Genomic DNA, 16,623 nt, shown 5'->3' on the forward strand with positions numbered 1-16,623 from the left:
ATTTTAAAGTCAGATACTCGATCCATTTTTTTGTATCCTCTATTCTTCTTTCAGACCGTCCGCAAGTCCATACACATCATTTTCCCGTCCTTTGCAGCCTTCCCATACAATCGGTTCTGCAAAGGTAAGTTTCAGAATGGTATCAATGCTGTCGCGCTCCGGAATCGGGACGGAGATCGAAAAGGTTCCGTTTTCTTCCGTCAGTTCTGCTTTTCCGCCGGAAATCACTTCCCATTTTTCCATTGTATTCCCCGGAATTTCAAACGTGATCTGATCTTTTTCCCATTCCAGAATATGCACATAAACAATATTGTCGCGGTACGTCGTTCCGCCCCAGCGGTCCGCAATCACAGGGCCGCCGCGCAGGCCGTACAGCGTTTCGCCGTATTTCGAAAGCCATTCTCCGGCCTGGCGCAGGCGTTCTACCTGCTCCTCATCCATTTTTCCCGTTCCGTCCGGGCCGATATTCAGCAGATAATTGCCGTCCCGCACGGCGATTGAAACCAGATTCTGAATCAGCTGGCGCAGCGGCAGCACTGGTCTGCCCGGAATATAGCCCCAGGAATCCGCAATACAGTCGTTGCTGTCCCACGGCTTGTCCGTCCGCATCCCGTCGATTCTGCGTTCCCGCACATGGAAATCGCCTTCCCAGCCGCCGCGGTTATTGATCATAATATCCGGCTGCAGCTGTCGAATTTCATTTATCAGTTTCTCCGACTCCCAGAAATAATTGACCCTCATATATTCACTGGTCTGCCAGTCATCTTTCCTGTACCAGCCTCTTTCTCCATTCCAGTCCATTCCTCCAAGTGCAAGCCACTCACCGTCGAACCAGAGCAGATCAATCTTTCCATAATTACTCATCAGCTCCATCAGCTGATCATGGCACTGTTTTTTCAGTGCCTCTGCACTCTCCCAGTAAAGATCCGGCATGAAATATCCTGGAAAGCGCCAGTCGAGAGGAGAATAATAAAAGCCAACTTTCATTCCTTCTTTCCGGCACGCCTCCACATATTCTTTAACAAAATCCCGATGTGCAGCTCCTTTCATTGCGGTAAAATCACTGCATTTCGAATCGAACAGGCAAAAGCCATCGTGGTGGCGTGTTGTCAGCACCATGTACTTCATCCCCGCTGCCTTTGCATTTTTGGCCCACTGTTCCGCATCAAAATTTTCTGCAAGAAAGTCATCCTTCAGTGTCTCATACTTCCGCACATCCAGATGCTCATTCATCAGCACCCATTCCCCTTTTCCGAGCATCGAATATACTCCCCAGTGAATAAACATGCCAAACTTTGCATCCCGGAACCATTTCATCTGTTCTTCCGACAGTTTTTCTACCTTTTCCGGTCTGTAATTTTTTCTTGCCGCCGGAAAGGATTTCATTTCTTCTATTGTTTTCATTTTTTCTCCAAACTCCGCATCTTTTCCCAGTAGTCATGATACAGTTCTTGATTTACCTTTTCCAATATAGCAATTAATTCTGAATCTGTCATCTCATTCCAGATCATCAGGTGAACGATACGAATGGGCTGAGAAAGAAGCATTTCTCTTACATTTTTCTCTTCTTTCAGACGCTGCGCGAAGATTCCTCCTGCTTTTTCTGTAATTTTACGATACAGCTCTTCAAAAATCTGTTCCCCAGCCTTCGTTTCCAGCAGACGCTCCGTTTTATCCCATCCCTGGATCTGTTTTGGTACTGGAAAAACCGGTGTTACTTCGATCTTCTGTGCTGCACGGATATCCTGTACTGAAAATCCAAGCTCAAGTCCATACATTCCCTGCGGTACCGTCCGCTCATCAACGCGTTCATCGTAGAGTTCAAACAGTTCACGTGAAATAGAAAATACAAACTCTTTTTCTTCTCCCGCCTCCAGTATGATTTTCTGAAAATCGCGAAGTTCCCTGGCTGGCCTTGCTTTCCATGCTCTTGGATTTTTCACATAGAGCTGAACGACCTGAGCCCCTTTTCTGTTGCCCGTATTTTTAATTTTTCCACGCAGAACTGTTTTCTCACAATCTGTGATTTTCTCCTGCTCCACGCTGCACTCCGTAATTTCAAATGTTGTATACGAAAGTCCGAATCCAAACGGAAACTGCACCGGAATTTTTTTCGTCTCGTATCCTCGGTAGCCCATAAACATACCCTCGCGGTACGTCACCTGCTCCGTCTGCTCTGCAAAATTTTCATCCGAGATAATCTGTTCCCGGAACGCCGGAACTGACACAGGCATATGTCCGGACGGATTCACCTCTCCGCTTATCACTTTCACAATCGCTCTTCCAATCCCCTGACCGCCGTAGAAGCATTCCAGAATTGCCTTTACTTCGTCGGCCCACGGCATGGCAACGGCTCCGCCGTTCATCACAACCGCAATTACATTCGAATTAACTGCAGCAATTTCTTTTAAAAGAGCCACCTGGTATTCCGGCAGTTCATACTGCACACGGTCATTTCCTTCTCCTTCAAAACCAAAATCCATAGCAAGGAAAAACAGAACCGCATCTGCATCCGCTGCTGTTTTCACCGCCTCATCCCGGAGTTTTTGCTGCTCCGCTTCACTTCCCGCATTGTTCCTGCGATATCCCATCGCAAACGGTGTATTATCTGCTCCGTTCCATTTTTCTGCACATTCCCAGGCGTCTTCTTTTCCTGCTCCTTCTACTTTTCCGGAGCCCTCCGCCTGAAACAGAGGTTCTCTCGCATATTCTCCAATAACCGCCAGCTTTCTGCCCTGCTGCAGCGGCAGAATATCCTCTTTATTTTTCAGCAGAACAATGGCTTCTTCTGCTGCTGCGCAGACTTTTTCATGATTTTCTTTTAAAATCAGCTCTCGTTCTTCCTCTGTCTTTTTCGTTTTCGGAATCTTCCACTTTCTCGCATTTCGTATGATGCATTCTGCCCGCTCACGGATCACGTGTTCGTCCAGTCTGCCCTGTTTCCACTGCTCCACCATATAAGCAGTGCTTTTTCCATCCGTTCCCGGCATTTCAAGATCCAGTCCTGCCTCTGCCGATTTCACCCGATCGTCCAGTCCGAACCAGTCCGTCATGACCAGTCCGTCAAAGCCCCATTCTTTTCGAAGAATATCGAACAGCCAGCGATTTTCTGCACAGTATGTTCCATTGATCTTCGAAAGGCTCGTCATGACCGCTGCCGGTTTTCCCTCACGGATTGCAATTTCAAATGCTTTTAAATACAGATCCCGCAGGGCATCTTCCTCACAGATTACATTCAGATATTCCCGTTCGGTCTCCTGATTATTTGCAGCAAAGTGCTTGATACATGCGCCGACCTGCTGTGACTGCACGCCGCGGATATAGGCACCTCCCAGTCTTCCTGCAAGAAGCGGATCCTCGGAAAGATATTCCACATTTCTTCCGCAGAGGGGATTCCGTTCCAAATTAACCGCCGGTCCCAGCACCAGATCCACTCCGTACGCAGCCGCCTCTGATCCAATGATTGTTCCTACCTGCTCTGCTACATCCGGGTTCCAGGATGCCGCTACTGCTACTCCCGCCGGCAGACAGGTCGCCGGTTCACTTCGATTAATGCCAAGAGAATCCTTATCCTTTTTCTGATAGCGAAGCCCCATCGGTCCATCGCTCATTTCCAGGGATGGAATATCGTATTCCGGCAGTGCTTTTGTATTCATAAACTGATCGCCGCAGAGAAGCGAAATCAGTTTTTCTGTTTCCATCTCTTTTATTTTCATTTGCTTTCCCCCAATTTTTTCTCAGCCTTTTACAGCTCCAATAGAAATTCCTTTTACAAAATATTTCTGTACGAATGGGAATACGATCAGAATCGGAAGCAGTCCGACGATGGCGATTGCCATACGCACGGTCTCCTGCGGGATTCCCCCTCCTACGCTGGCCAGATTGATATTACTGTTCGCATTTTTGGAAAGAAATTCGATATTTTTAATCATATTATTCAAAAGCTGCTGAATGCTGAATTTATTAGTATCTGTAATATAGTATAATCCATTTGTCCAGTCATTCCAATAACCAAGTCCGGCAAATAATCCGACCGTTGCAATGATCGGTTTACACATAGGAAGAACTACTTTGCGGAATACCTGAAACTCTGTTGCACCATCAATTTTGGCAGCCTCACTTAATGCCGCCGGTACATTTGACTGAATATACGTTCTTGTCAGAATCACATTAAAAGCACTCATCAGCAGACCCGGTATAATTAATGCCGGAATCGTATTTTTCATGTGCAGGTAGCGGGTATACATAATATAGGTCGGTACCAGTCCACCATTAAACAGCATCGTGAAAAACAGATAAAATGCAAGAAATGTTTTTCCAGGAAATTTCTCATGTGCCAGTACATACGCATACAAAAGTGTCATCATCACGCCAATCGTTGTTCCAATCGCGGTTACCAGAATGGTGATTCCATATGCATGGAAAACCTGTGCCCTCTCGTTCCAAATGTACCTGTATGCTTCCAGACTCAGTTCTTTTGGGAAGAAAGAATATCCATGCAGCACAATCTCATTGTTGCTTGTAAACGATGCAACCACCAGAAGCACCAGCGGAATCACCATAATCAGTGAAATCAGTGCCAGAACTACCGTGATCATTCTCTGATAACGCCGTTCCTGTTTTCCTACCATAATTTTGTCCTCTTTTCTGTCAGAACAGTGCATTCTCACTGCTGTAACGTTTTGTAAGCCAGTTTGCAATCATGACAAGTGCAAATCCCATCAGCGACTGATATACACAGGCTGCCGATGACATACTGATGTCACCCAGCTCAATCAGTCCTCTATATACGTAAGTATCAATCGTGTTGGTTGCATTGATCAGCGCTCCCGAGTTCATTGGTACCTGATAAAACAGACCAAAATCAGAATAGAAAATTCTTCCGATGGACAGCAGTGTCATTGTGATTACTGTAGATTTCAGCAGTGGAAGGGTAATACATTTGATTTTATGCCATCTTGTTGCTCCGTCAATCTCAGCTGCCTCATACATTTCCTGGTCAATTCCAAGAATCGCTGCCAGATAAATAATGGATGAATATCCGGCTCCCTTCCAGCAGTTTACAAAAATCAGGATGAATGGCCAGTATTTTGACTCGGTATAAAATGAGATATTTTCTTTTCCAAGAGAAGTCAGCAGTCCATTAACAAAGCCAGTACGTCCGCTTAAGAACGCATATACCAGATAGCTGACAATGATAATCGAAATCAAAGATGGAATCAGAACAGCAGACTGAAAAATTTTCACTTTTGTCTTGCTTCTTAATTCACTCAGTAAAATTGCAATCAGAATAGATACCGTCGTATTAACGACAATAAATGCAAAATTGTATAATAATGTGTTTCTTGTAATCAGTGCTGCATCCGGTGTTTTAAACAGATATTTAAAGTTGGAAAGCCCCGCCCAGTCACTGTGCAAAATTCCTTTTGCAAAATTCAAATGTTTAAAAGCAATGATGATACCGGTCATCGGCACATAGTTATTAATTAAAAGATATAAAAATCCCGGCGCTACCATTATATATAATGGAAATGCTCTTTTTATATTTTTCCATGTTTTCTTTTTTCCCATAGGAATCCCTCTTTTTCTGTCTCAAAAGCCAGGGCCGGCCGATTCTCATCGTCCGACCCTGTCTGCCTTGTTTATTTATTTGCAAGCCATTCGTCTACCTGTTTCTGCATATCTTCGATAATATTGTCGATACCTGCTGATTTCAGTTCTTCATTGAACTGCGGCAGTGTCGTACTTGGATCTGCATCGCCGTTTTCGATGATTGCTTTATATTTATCTGTTACGTTTGTAATTGCTGTAATTTCATTTTTTACATTTGTCGTGTCATAAATGAATCCATATAGCGGAGATTCCTGTGCAGTATCATTGTATTCCGTAAATTTCTCGTATACATTTTCCGGATCAGTTTCCCATGCATAGCCAACAGAACCATTACCACAGAGCCACAGCTCGTTGCCCCAGCCTACCGAATCAGAAGTTACTCCATCTGGATAAGATGCAATTCCATCCGATACAACATAATCTTTGCCTTCAATTCCATATCGGAACAGATTCTGGAAGTCGGAGTCTGAGTACAGCAGATTCAGGACTGCAAGAGCTTTTTTCGGGTTCTCGCACTGTGCCGGAATTGCCCACTGGCAGAAGTTAACAGAGGAAGTACTGATAGTGCTTCTTCCAATCGGAATCGAAACGATTTCTTTACCGGAGTTCATTGTTTCCTGTGTTGCAGTTCCCGGATGCTGGTTTCCATAATAGCTGAACGCTGTATTAGCACGGAACAGATCCTGACGGGTTGTTGTATTCGTTGTAGAATCTGGCATAAAATAGCCTTTCTGGTTCCAGTCATATGCTTTTTCAGCCATCTCTTTGTACTTTTCTGTGTCATACGTATTAATAACGGTGATTCCATCGGATGCATCATCATCGATATCAACGCCGACACCTGAAGTTACAACATCAAACTCTCCTTTTACATAGTTCAGGAAACATCCACTGTTCAGATCCGACGGAATCATCGGATAAAGTTCCGGATGTACTTCCTGGCATTTTTTCAGTACTTCCTCGATATCATCAAAGTTTTTGATATCTTCCGCTTTATATCCAAGCTCTTCCAGAATGTCTGCCCGGCACATAAATCCTGCCTGGGATGCAAGGTCACGATACGTCGGCAGTCCATACAGATTACCGTCGAAATAGCATGCTTCAATATAACGTTCCATTGCACCGTATGCATCCGGTGCATACGTCTCTACCAGATCATTGATTGGATAGAGCTGTCCTCTCTGTCCATCTTCACGAATATTGGACATCAGAAATACCATATCCAGTTTTTCACCGCTCGAAAGCATCAGGTTCGTCTGGTCGTTATAAGCACCCCATTCAATAATCTGAAGTTTTACTTTTGCATCTACCTTTTCTCCGATGATCTCATTCATTGCATCCTCTACGGCCTGCATATCTGCCGGTGATGCATTAGATCCTGGCCATACCATCAGAAGTTCTTCTGTTTTTCCATCCTTCAGATCGGATGTACTATCTCCTGCTTCACTTTGGTTCGATGCTGTTGTCTGCGCAGAATCTGCCTTTGTGCTGTCCGAACTCTTGCTGTCCCCACATCCTGCAAGAAGTGATGCGGTCATTGCCGCCATCAAAACTGCTGCTGCCATTTTCTTTCTCATTTGTGTTACCTCCCGTGTTTTTTGATGGTTTTATCTTACCGCACTTCCACTTCTCTCTCAATTTCAATCCCGACCCGTTTTATAACAAAAACGACTTATCCTTTTGCTTTTGCCGCACGATATTCCAATGGTGTACGTTCGGTCTGTTTTTTAAATATTTTAGAAAAATAGGCCGGCGAATCATAGCCTGTCCGAATACTGATTTCAGAAATCGACAGCGTCGTCTCCCGCAGCATTTTCTTTGCCATCAAAATTCGATAATGCTGTACATACTCCATCAGTGTATATCCTGTCTGTTTCTTAAACTCCCGGTTGATATGATCCTGGTTCAGATGCACCAATTCTTCAATCTTCTTTCGTGTAATCACTTCACTGTAATGGCTTTCCAGATACTTTTTAATCGTATTGACCGCATCTGCTATCTCCGGATCTGCTTCCGGTTTGTTTTTTGTTTTATACTCCTCCAGCTTTTCCACTGCTGAAGCAATTGTTTCTTCCAATTCATCAAATGCAATCGGTTTCAGTAAATACCGGTAAACTCCAAGGGAAATTGCACTTCTCGCATAATTAAAATCCGGGTACCCAGTCAGAATAATATTGATAATTTCAGGATACATATCCTGAATCCATTGAATCAGACTCAGACCATTCTCTTTTGGCATTTCAATATCGCAGATCACAAGATCAATTTTGGAACTACTGATAATGTCCCGTGCAAGATCCGTATTGTAGGCCATAAAAACCTTTTGAATTCCCTTCTTTTTCCAGTCAATTGCCTTCTCCATAATATGCAGCATGGCAATTTCATCATCTACCAGCAGCAGATTCATTTTTGCTCCCTTCTTTCTACTGTTTTTCTATTCTCGGCAGTAAAATGCGAATTTCACTATATCCCGGCTGACTTGTAATTTTTAATTCATACGCCTCCCCATAAAATTCACGGATACGTTCCTTCACATTCTGTATTCCGATATGTTCTCCTTCTTCTTCAATTGACTCATTCCGATTAATTTTATCAAGAATTTCTTTCTTAAATCCTAAACCATTATCTTCGATCAGAATCAGCAGATCATGCTCGCCTTCTCTTTTTACTGTCAGCTCGATTTCCAGATGCGGAACCAGCATAATATTATGTTTTACACTGTTTCCAACAAAAGTCTGAATCACCAGTGGAAGAATCATTTCATCCTCCATTTCCGGTTCTACGTTTACCTGAATTTCCAGCATATCTTTATAACGGCAGTGCTGAATTTCAACATAGCTTATCAGACATCGAAGTTCTTCTTTCAATGGTACAAAGGTTCCTTTCTGCCCCATCAGATAACGGAAATATGCAGCTGATACCCGGCAGAGTTTCTGAATTTCTTCAAAATCCTGAATCTGTGCCATTCCATGAATCAGATTTAAAATATTGGTATAAAAATGCGGCTGAATCTGCACCTGCAGGAAACGGCTTCGCGCCCTCTGCCGCTCCAGCTCTTTTTCATAAACATCAATTCTTAAAATCTGAATCTGATCTGCCATATGATTAAAGGTCTGATAGAGCTGTCCGATCTGAGATACATTTTCCCGCTCCGGCAGACGTACGTCCAAATCCCCGGTACTGTACTGCTCCATGGCTCTTCGAAGCTGTTCTAATGGCGCAAAGACTGTTTTTCCCTGCAGACCAATTGCCATCAGAATGCTGGCAATTGCAAGCATCATGACTCCCATTAGCAGAAGCGTTCCGAACGTTCCTCCCGGGTCCAGCATTCCTTCATCCATACTGACATAAATCTGTGCATTTGTATATTTCAGTGGATAAACACAAGTTGTACTAATTCCGCTTTTTCTTGTCCCCTGGTGTATTTTTACTTCTCCTGTCTCATTATCCCGCACTTCTACGCAAAGATCTTTTCGTTCTCCGACAAAACCAGATACAATTCTTTCCAAAGAAAATGCAGCTCCAATGTATCCATTTTCAGCCGAATAAATACGCGCCAGGTACTGATGTCCATCAAATTCCATAAAAATCCAGTTTTTCTCTGGTTCCTGATATTGGTTCGCGATATAAGAAATGATTTTCTCTTTAAACGCTCTCTGATAGGCATAAGTTGTCCCTTCCTCTGTGCTTACAAAATAAATATTTCGTTCCGGCACATAGACAAACAGCATCATTTCCCTTCCATACCGTTCTCCCATTTCGATCATGATTTTCTGCTGCTGTACTTTAGCAGTTTCCACCGTTAGCGGATCTTTCGAAATACACAGCTGCTGATAATATGGTGTTGAATCCGTTCCGCTCATCAGCAGAAGCGCTTTTGAAGTTGATGCAAATTTATCCTCCCAGAACTGACCGTAGCTCTCTATCGTATTAGAAAATAGCCTCTCCGTCTTTCTTCTGTCTCTCTGAATCAGAAAAATACTTACAAGCTCAATAATGAGGACAGCTAAAATCATAACTGTCCCCATGATCCAGAGTGACTTGTAAATAACTGACTTGTCCTCTGTTTTTTTCATTTTCTTTTCCTCATGCAATCTTCTTTAACAAATCACCAGTTCACCATCAAACGCCTGCAGCGTGCAGGTATCTTCCATCTTTTTCTCCTGCAGCACCCCATATCCATTCTCTGGAAGCTCTATTTTCTGCTCCTTTCCCGTCAGATTCACATAAAAATACTGGTTTTTCGCTATTTTTCTTCCAATTACTCCCTGCGGTGTAACCACGGACTGCATACTTTTTTCCCTGCAGCATTCATCAAGAACCTCGCCTAAAAGTTCCGGCTCTGTTTCACAAAACAAATAATACGCCGCTCCTTTTCCATACCGATTTCTGGTTATAGCTGGAATCTGATGTGTCTCCTCACGCTGCAGGACTTCTGCATCTGTTGCTTTGATCTGCTCATAATAATCCACATCAATCCATTTTTCTCTCACTTTCAGAAGTTCTCTTCCGTTTGCCGGATTTCTGCGAAGCTTCTGCTCTTCTTTTTCAGAAACTTCCATACCTGCGGTCCTCTGATATCCAACAATTTCTATTCCAAATACATCAGTCAGGTTTCCTGGTCTCGACGTGTCAAATACCTGACCGGTTTCTTTTACCCATGCAGAATACCCTGTCATAATTGCCGTACCGCCATTTTTTACAAATTCCCGCACCGTGTTTTCCTGCTCGTGATCCATTACAATTTCACCCGGAATAATCAGAATCTGATATTGTTCTGTCATTTGATGCAAATCTACAACATTATAATTCAGGTTTCTCTCTTCCAGAATCCGATGCGCGATGGCAAGGTTGTTGCTGTATGGCATTCGATACTGCATTTTTGCATACGCAGCCATAAGCTCACTGTCATAACTGTAAGAAACAGCAATCTCTGGCTGCGGCAGATATGGAAATCCGTATTTTTCCAGCTTCCGAAAATCCGATGCAATCCACTGGTATTCCCGATAATTTTCATTCGGTCTTCCATCATGATTCAGCATACCGGTCAGATATTGTTCTTCGCCATTCAGCATGCTTCGCCAGGTCCATCCCAGCATCATCTGCATCCGATGCAGCAGACACCAGAACGCATACATTCTGTTCATCCCCATTGCCGCATGATGAATCCCGAAACCACCTGTCACAAATTCAATGCACCACATTGGTTTTCCAGTTTCAGAAATCCGTTTCATGTACCAGGAACCCGTTTTCCAGAATCCCATACTCTCCCTGTTTCCATAGCCAGGATAAAAACCGATGCCAGGATAGTCAACAAATCCAGATGCTGCCTTCAAATAATCAAATCCAAGCGTCTCATATTCTGCAAAGTGGTTCGATGTATGAGCCTTTCCCGGCGCATTTTGTTCTACCGTTTCTGCCAGTTCTGTAATAAAATCTGCGATACCATCGGAAAAGAAGCGCCGCATATCCAGCCATGCCTCCGGTGCCCCGATTTCGTATTCATTTACCTGCATTGCAACGTCTTCGAAAGATGAAAGCTTTCGGCTCCAGCGCTGGGTTGCCCAGGCATGATTTAGTGCTTTTATTGTTTTATATTTCTTTTCCAGCCATTTCTGAAATCTCTTCTTCGACGCTTCAGAATAGGATGGATAGCCTGCTCCCAGCTCATTGCACAGTCCAAACGCAAACAGCGCCGGATGATTTTTATAACGGGAAACGATTTTTTCAGCAAACCGCAGTGCATACTTCTGATACTCTGGATCAGAAACATCGTCCATATATCGGCGCAGCGGTGCCTGTGGAGCTCCATTTTTTCCTCCTACATTGCATCCCGGGCAAAGTTTATGAACCCAGATCGGTGCCGGATGCATCGACACATCCAGTATTACATTCAATTTGTATTTTACGCATAACTCCATAACCTGATCAAACCATTCGAAGGTATAAACGCCATCCTCCGGCTCATAGCTGTCCCAGCACAGATGTCCCAGCCGTACTGTATCAAATCCAGCCTCTTTCATCAATTGAAAATCCTTTTCCCACCGCTCCTTCGGCCAATCATGCGGATGATAATTTGTCCCGATATATAAACTCATTTTATTCACTCCGTTTCTGTTTTTTCTTACCTCCATTTTGCAGCAAAATCATTAAAATTCCTATGACAATTACGACGTAAAATATAATTTTATCGAGTTTTTCCTGTTTTTCCATTTTTTCTTAGTCAATTATATTCTAAAGTTGTCTATTTTTCCACTCTTTCTCTGCTTTTTCTTTTTCGAATGCCCAACATCTTACTATGCTGGACAAATCTATTATAAAAGCAGAATTATCTTTATGAGGATTTGTTTTCCGCTAAAATAGGATAACAGCAAAAAAATCCACAGAGCCCTTATCCCCCTGTGGATTTTTCTATTTCTATTCTATTTTCTTCTCCACCCGGTACTTCTTCGGCGATATTCCATAGCGCTCTTTGAAAATCCGATGGAAATAACTCATGTTCTCATACCCGACCCGCTCGCCGATGTCTGCCACGGAAAGTCCCGTCGTTTCCAACAGATACGCGGCCTGGGTCAGGCGTTTGTTCTGAACGAGTTCGGTGTAGTTTTTCCCGGTCAGGCGGCGGATCATGCGGCTTAAGGTGTAAAAATCGTAGTGCAGTTCTTCCGCCAGTTCCGAAAGGCTGCCCTCCCGGTAATGTTCCTCGATATAGCGGTATACGCCGAGCAGCATCTCCTGTTCAAAATACTGCTCTCCCACCTGCACGCGTTCGGTGTAGTTCATGAGTTGCAGAAATAAAAGGCCCATCGTAATCTGATTGATGCTCCGCTTATTGCTCTGGTGATGTAAGAGCGTCCAGACGAGATTTTCGATCAGATTCTGCACCGGAAGGACATCCGCGATTCTGTAATGCAGATAACAGAGCGGTACCTCCCCGCTTTTCAGACAGCCGACGATAAAATCCTTTAACTGATTCTCCTCTGCCCCGATCATTCGCAGCGTCTGGTCAAAAAACTCCGGCAGAATCAGAAAGTTGACCGCGATATCGCCACGCCCTGCCGGTTCAATTTCCTGCACTGCATTCTGATTCAGAATCAGCAGCTCACCCGTTTTCAGCTCGATCCGGTCCCCGTTGATGGTGTGCACGGTGCTTCCCTGGCACATGTAGATCATCTCGACATAATTGTGGCTGTGCGCCGGAAAACGAATAAACCGCGTGTGCGGCCGAATATCAATCAATTTTCCCCGCTCCAGCAGCTTTCCCGCATCCATCACAAACTTCTGCCCGCTCGAATACCGCTCCTTTTCCACTTCCGTCTTGCCGTCCAGAATTGCCTGTTCCTCCTCCGTAATCCGGGACAGGTCTGCTATAATTTCCTGTTTCACGATTATTCCTCACATTTTTCACGTTTTTTCTGCTTTCTATTATATTCCATTCTGGTGCAAATAAGCAATGTACTTTTTCTTCTCACTTTCTGATAAATATTCCTTTCCTACGCATCAAAACAGCAAGTGCTGCACTGCCAAGTGAAACATAACGAAGATTCTCTCTTTACAATTTCACTTTCTTAAAGTATACTTTAAGAAGTTATTCTACTATTCAAACTCTATCGTTCAAGGAGGTTTTTCCATGGAACAGCAGACCTACACCATTCGTGAAATGTCCGAGCGTTTTGGACTTCCGGCCTCTACGCTTCGTTATTATGAGGAGATCGGACTTTTGACGGATGTCATTCATACCGAAAGTAAGAAACGAATTTACACCCAGCAGCACATTGACTGCATGACCGCAATTCTCTGCTTCAAACGCACCGGGCTTCCGATTGCGGGGATTCAGGAGTTTTTCCGGCTTGAGAACGATATCCCGGGAAATATTGACCAGATGGTTGCCATTCTCAAGGAACATGAGCAGAATACACGCGAGAAAATCGAGCGCATGGAATCTGATCTCGAACATATTCAGCAGAAAGTGCGGTATTACAGTGCGGTTCGCGATGCGATTAAAAATGGGGATGAAATGCCGTCGTGGGATTCCTGCGGCTGTGAGGAGAAGGCGCAGTAGATATCTCTCCAGGCTTTTCCGCCGCAGACACACACAAGTTTCAAAAGAGCAGGTAAGAAAAGGGACCAACATCCACTTTTCTTACCTGCTCTTCTTATTTTTTCTATCACCTTTTCCCTTCATACCCGGAATTTTTTCTGCATTTCCCGCATAAAATCTTTTCCGCGGAAAAAAAACAGCCCGATCAGATACAGCACACTGAGGCCCACGCAGATCACGGACGGCCAGGTAATGCGGACAGTTCCTGTCAGCCACAAAATCGCCGGAACGATTCCTGCTGCTCCGGACTGCATCAGATAAAAAAGATATTCACTGACCTCCATTTTGTACGCTCTTGCCAGAATCTGCATCGTCGCGCCATTCAGAAGAACGGCGAGCGGAATTGCGAAATCGACAGACCAGCCGATCCAGCCCGTCGCATAATCCCACAGAATCGCACCGATCATAATAAAGATCAATTGCCACATACTGTTTTTGAGTGGATTTTTCCGTTTCTGATATCCCACCCGGATCAGAAGCCAGGCGCAGAACACACCCGCTGTCGCATAACCTGCCCACCACATCTGCGGCGTTGCAAGGAAATTCATCATCCAGCAGAGTACGACAGCCGCGATGCAGGTGAAAGAAAAAATTTTCAATCCCAGTTTGGCCGTCCCGTGCGGCTGTTCTTTCTGTCCCGGAAAATCATTTTCCTCCTGTTCACAGACAATGCCCTCTTTCTGCAGCAGATGCATCAGGTTCCGTTCAATATTGGAATCGGCGATTTTAGATGTGATTCCAAGCACCATGCTGTCCCCGTAGGAGCAGGAACACATCTGTACTTTGTCTGTGCTGGTGAAAAATCCGAACCGCTCAATATATGTTTCATACTCCGGCGGCATCTGAATCCGGCCGATATTGGAATAGACGGTCGTAATGCTTCGTCCGCCGAGCGTCGTGCCCGCCATCAGCGCCAGATTTTTGATTTCCAGCGGCACGGCGCGCAGCACCGGATTCCGCTCAATCCGCACCAGATCGTTCATACGTGTGGAAATCTCCTGCTTCAGCGCCTCTTTCTGCATCGCGGCTCCCGTGATCTGCAGGGCATCCTCAAACGATGCCTCCGGCCCAAGATCACAGGCAATCTCGATCCAGCTCCAGAAATTCGTCATCGATGCAGATGGGAAAAAGTTACGCAAGTTGGCTGGAACCATCAGAGAAACCGGCTTTTTCAGCCTGCTTTTCGGGATTTCTTCATATACCGCATATACCAACGCCGCCGCAAGGTACGCCGTTACCGACACGCCATGTGCTTTTGCGCACTTATGAACTGCTTCCGCAGAAAGCAGAATCTCAGTAATTTCCATCTCCTCCTGCTCCAGATATTCGCCTTTGATCTGGTATGCCGGGCGGCTCTTTTCTTTTTCACTTTTCTTTCCGGTGTAATACTGGGAAAAGCTGTCCTCCTCGAAGTCCGTTTCCGTCAGCATATCTTCGCTGACCTTGGAAAATGTTTCCTCTGGATGGCGCAGGATCAGATAATTGCTCACCAGTTCTTTCAGAAACAGCATCGCACCGGTGCCGTCTGTCAGGGCATGGAATACTTCGAAATTGATTCGGGTTTTATAGTAAGAAACCTGGAAAAGAAGTGTTTTGTGGTCGGGTACGTAAATCTCACTGCATGGCGGACGCTTTTCCTCTTCTACTTTTGCTGGCAGATCGCGCTGCTCCAGATAGAACCAGAAAAGACCTTTCCGCAGTACCATGGAAAACACCGGGTAATGCTCCATTGTCTCCTCCAGCGCTTTCTGCAGCAGATCCGCCTGGATGTCCTCTTTCAGTTGGCAGTAAAACCGGAAGACTCTCGTATCCTTTTTTCCGGTGGCCGCCGGAAATGCCTGTGCCGCGTTGTCCAGCTTTCTCCAGCGCGAAGAATGTTCTTTCTTCATTTTCTATGCCTCCTTACGCCTTCCCGTGTGTCAATTGTTTCTTCACTGCTGCTATGTTTTCCAGTTCTTCGTCTGCATTTTTCTGCTGTTTTTCTTTCCTTAAAAATGCATTCATATACTGAAAACTTTCCTGCACATATAGGTGTTCAATGCCAAGCGCAAAATAGCCGTGCAATGCGCCCTTGATCCGATGATGTTCAACCAGATTGCCAGCCCTTTTCAGCTTTTTCGCATAATCCTCGCCCTCATCGCGCAGCGGATCGTACTGCGCCGTCAGTACCAGCGTGTCCGGCAGTCCCTGCAGATTTTCTGCCAGTACCGGTGCAAAGTACGGATTTTTGCGGTCTTCTTCGGTCCGCTGATACAGAATTACATAATCTTCCATTTTGACACTGGTCAGAAGGTATCCGGTTCCATTGGTTTTCACGGATTTGTACGGTGATTTCTCTGTGTAACAGGAATTCACCGCCGGATAAATCAAAATCTGTTTCCCCGGCAGCAGTTCTTTTTTGTCCCTCGCCATCAGGCAGACTGCAGCCGCAAGATTTCCTCCTGCGCTGTCGCCCATGATCGTGACATTTTCCGGCGCTACCTCCGGCAGAATCTCCCCACGCAGCATTGCCTGGGCGGCGGCGTAGCAGTCTTCTAAGCCTGTCGGGAAACGATGCTCCGGTGCAAGACGGTATTCTACCGATACAACAATCTGCCCCGTCGACTGCGCCATGCGTGCGCAGACACGGTCGTATGTCTCCACACTCTCGGTTGTCCAGCCGCCGCCATGGAAGAACAGAATCGCTTCTTTTGCACCATGCTCCTCCATTTTTTCATCCGGGAAGAACAGCCGAATCGGAACCTTGTAGTCCCCATTATATATTTCCATATCCAATTTTCGCAGAAAAATACGGATCGGATCCAGCTTCTTGATATCGGCAAGCCGACGGGCGGATTCTACTTCAATTCCGCCGTAGGACAATACATTTAAAATGGCTTTGACTGCTTTTTTCATTCGCTCTCTCCTCT

12 protein-coding genes are annotated in these 16,623 nt (G+C 45.0%); 1 reads left to right on the forward strand and 11 read right to left on the reverse strand.

The window, feature by feature from the left end:
- Positions 1-39 precede the first annotated feature (39 nt).
- The 9 genes from I2G42_RS02650 to I2G42_RS02690 form a co-directional block, all read right to left on the reverse strand.
- The gene (locus I2G42_RS02650; protein ID WP_022462075.1) at positions 40-1,404 is read right to left on the reverse strand and encodes an alpha-L-fucosidase; all 1,365 of its coding nucleotides are present in this window, start codon (positions 1,402-1,404) and stop codon (positions 40-42) included.
- Positions 1,401-3,716: a beta-glucosidase family protein gene (locus I2G42_RS02655; protein ID WP_195530699.1), complete on the reverse strand. Its 2,316-nt coding sequence runs from the start codon at positions 3,714-3,716 to the stop codon at positions 1,401-1,403. The genes I2G42_RS02650 and I2G42_RS02655 overlap by 4 nt, the downstream gene beginning before the upstream one ends.
- Positions 3,717-3,737: 21 nt before the next feature.
- Entirely contained in the window at positions 3,738-4,631 is an 894-nt protein-coding gene (locus tag I2G42_RS02660; protein ID WP_022462073.1) for a carbohydrate ABC transporter permease, read from the reverse strand.
- 19 nt (positions 4,632-4,650) lie between these two features.
- Positions 4,651-5,571, reverse strand: coding sequence for an ABC transporter permease (locus I2G42_RS02665; RefSeq protein WP_055218664.1), 921 nt, complete (start codon positions 5,569-5,571; stop codon positions 4,651-4,653).
- A gap of 71 nt (positions 5,572-5,642) precedes the next feature.
- Complete coding sequence (locus tag I2G42_RS02670) at positions 5,643-7,190, reverse strand: ABC transporter substrate-binding protein (RefSeq protein WP_195530700.1); 1,548 nt, start codon at positions 7,188-7,190, stop codon at positions 5,643-5,645.
- 95 nt (positions 7,191-7,285) lie between these two features.
- Positions 7,286-8,020, reverse strand: coding sequence for a response regulator transcription factor (locus I2G42_RS02675; RefSeq protein ID WP_195530701.1), 735 nt, complete (start codon positions 8,018-8,020; stop codon positions 7,286-7,288).
- Between the two features lie 16 nt (positions 8,021-8,036).
- Positions 8,037-9,689 carry a sensor histidine kinase gene (locus tag I2G42_RS02680; protein ID WP_117509490.1) on the reverse strand — a complete coding sequence of 551 codons (1,653 nt, stop codon included), beginning with the start codon at positions 9,687-9,689 and terminating at the stop codon, positions 8,037-8,039.
- Between the two features lie 24 nt (positions 9,690-9,713).
- Positions 9,714-11,711: a beta-galactosidase gene (locus tag I2G42_RS02685; protein ID WP_167622797.1), complete on the reverse strand. Its 1,998-nt coding sequence runs from the start codon at positions 11,709-11,711 to the stop codon at positions 9,714-9,716.
- 319 nt (positions 11,712-12,030) lie between these two features.
- Positions 12,031-12,999 (reverse strand): AraC family transcriptional regulator, encoded by a 969-nt coding sequence (locus I2G42_RS02690; protein WP_055227313.1) that lies wholly within the window; start codon positions 12,997-12,999, stop codon positions 12,031-12,033.
- Positions 13,000-13,243: 244 nt separating this feature from the next.
- On the opposite strand from I2G42_RS02690, the gene I2G42_RS02695 reads away from it, so the two are divergent.
- Entirely contained in the window at positions 13,244-13,675 is a 432-nt protein-coding gene (locus tag I2G42_RS02695; RefSeq protein ID WP_055227315.1) for a MerR family transcriptional regulator, read from the forward strand.
- A 119-nt stretch (positions 13,676-13,794) separates the two neighbouring features.
- Here the strand turns inward: I2G42_RS02695 and I2G42_RS02700 are convergent, their stop codons facing one another.
- Together I2G42_RS02700 and I2G42_RS02705 are read right to left on the reverse strand one after the other, a co-directional pair.
- Complete coding sequence (locus I2G42_RS02700; protein ID WP_195530702.1) at positions 13,795-15,603, reverse strand: DUF6320 domain-containing protein; 1,809 nt, start codon at positions 15,601-15,603, stop codon at positions 13,795-13,797.
- 13 nt (positions 15,604-15,616) lie between these two features.
- On the reverse strand, positions 15,617-16,609 hold the full coding sequence (locus tag I2G42_RS02705) for an alpha/beta hydrolase (RefSeq protein WP_055264878.1): 993 nt from the start codon (positions 16,607-16,609) through the stop codon (positions 15,617-15,619).
- Positions 16,610-16,623: the final 14 nt, after the last annotated feature.

Origin of the sequence: Fusicatenibacter saccharivorans (assembly GCF_015557635.1) — a bacterium.
GTDB lineage: Bacteria > Bacillota > Clostridia > Lachnospirales > Lachnospiraceae > Fusicatenibacter > Fusicatenibacter saccharivorans.

Excerpts from the sequence above, each read along its gene's own strand:
- I2G42_RS02670 (WP_195530700.1), bottom strand. The coding sequence starts at position 7,190 with ATGAGAAAGAAAATGGCAGCAGCAGTTTTGATGGCGGCAATGACCGCA.
- I2G42_RS02685 (WP_167622797.1), bottom strand. The coding sequence starts at position 11,711 with ATGAGTTTATATATCGGGACAAATTATCATCCGCATGATTGGCCGAAG.
- I2G42_RS02700 (WP_195530702.1), bottom strand. The coding sequence starts at position 15,603 with ATGAAGAAAGAACATTCTTCGCGCTGGAGAAAGCTGGACAACGCGGCA.
- I2G42_RS02655 (WP_195530699.1), bottom strand. The coding sequence starts at position 3,716 with ATGAAAATAAAAGAGATGGAAACAGAAAAACTGATTTCGCTTCTCTGC.
- I2G42_RS02695 (WP_055227315.1), top strand. The coding sequence starts at position 13,244 with ATGGAACAGCAGACCTACACCATTCGTGAAATGTCCGAGCGTTTTGGA.
- I2G42_RS02680 (WP_117509490.1), bottom strand. The coding sequence starts at position 9,689 with ATGAAAAAAACAGAGGACAAGTCAGTTATTTACAAGTCACTCTGGATC.
- I2G42_RS02660 (WP_022462073.1), bottom strand. The coding sequence starts at position 4,631 with ATGGTAGGAAAACAGGAACGGCGTTATCAGAGAATGATCACGGTAGTT.
- I2G42_RS02665 (WP_055218664.1), bottom strand. The coding sequence starts at position 5,571 with ATGGGAAAAAAGAAAACATGGAAAAATATAAAAAGAGCATTTCCATTA.
- I2G42_RS02705 (WP_055264878.1), bottom strand. The coding sequence starts at position 16,609 with ATGAAAAAAGCAGTCAAAGCCATTTTAAATGTATTGTCCTACGGCGGA.
- I2G42_RS02650 (WP_022462075.1), bottom strand. The coding sequence starts at position 1,404 with ATGAAAACAATAGAAGAAATGAAATCCTTTCCGGCGGCAAGAAAAAAT.
- I2G42_RS02675 (WP_195530701.1), bottom strand. The coding sequence starts at position 8,020 with ATGAATCTGCTGCTGGTAGATGATGAAATTGCCATGCTGCATATTATG.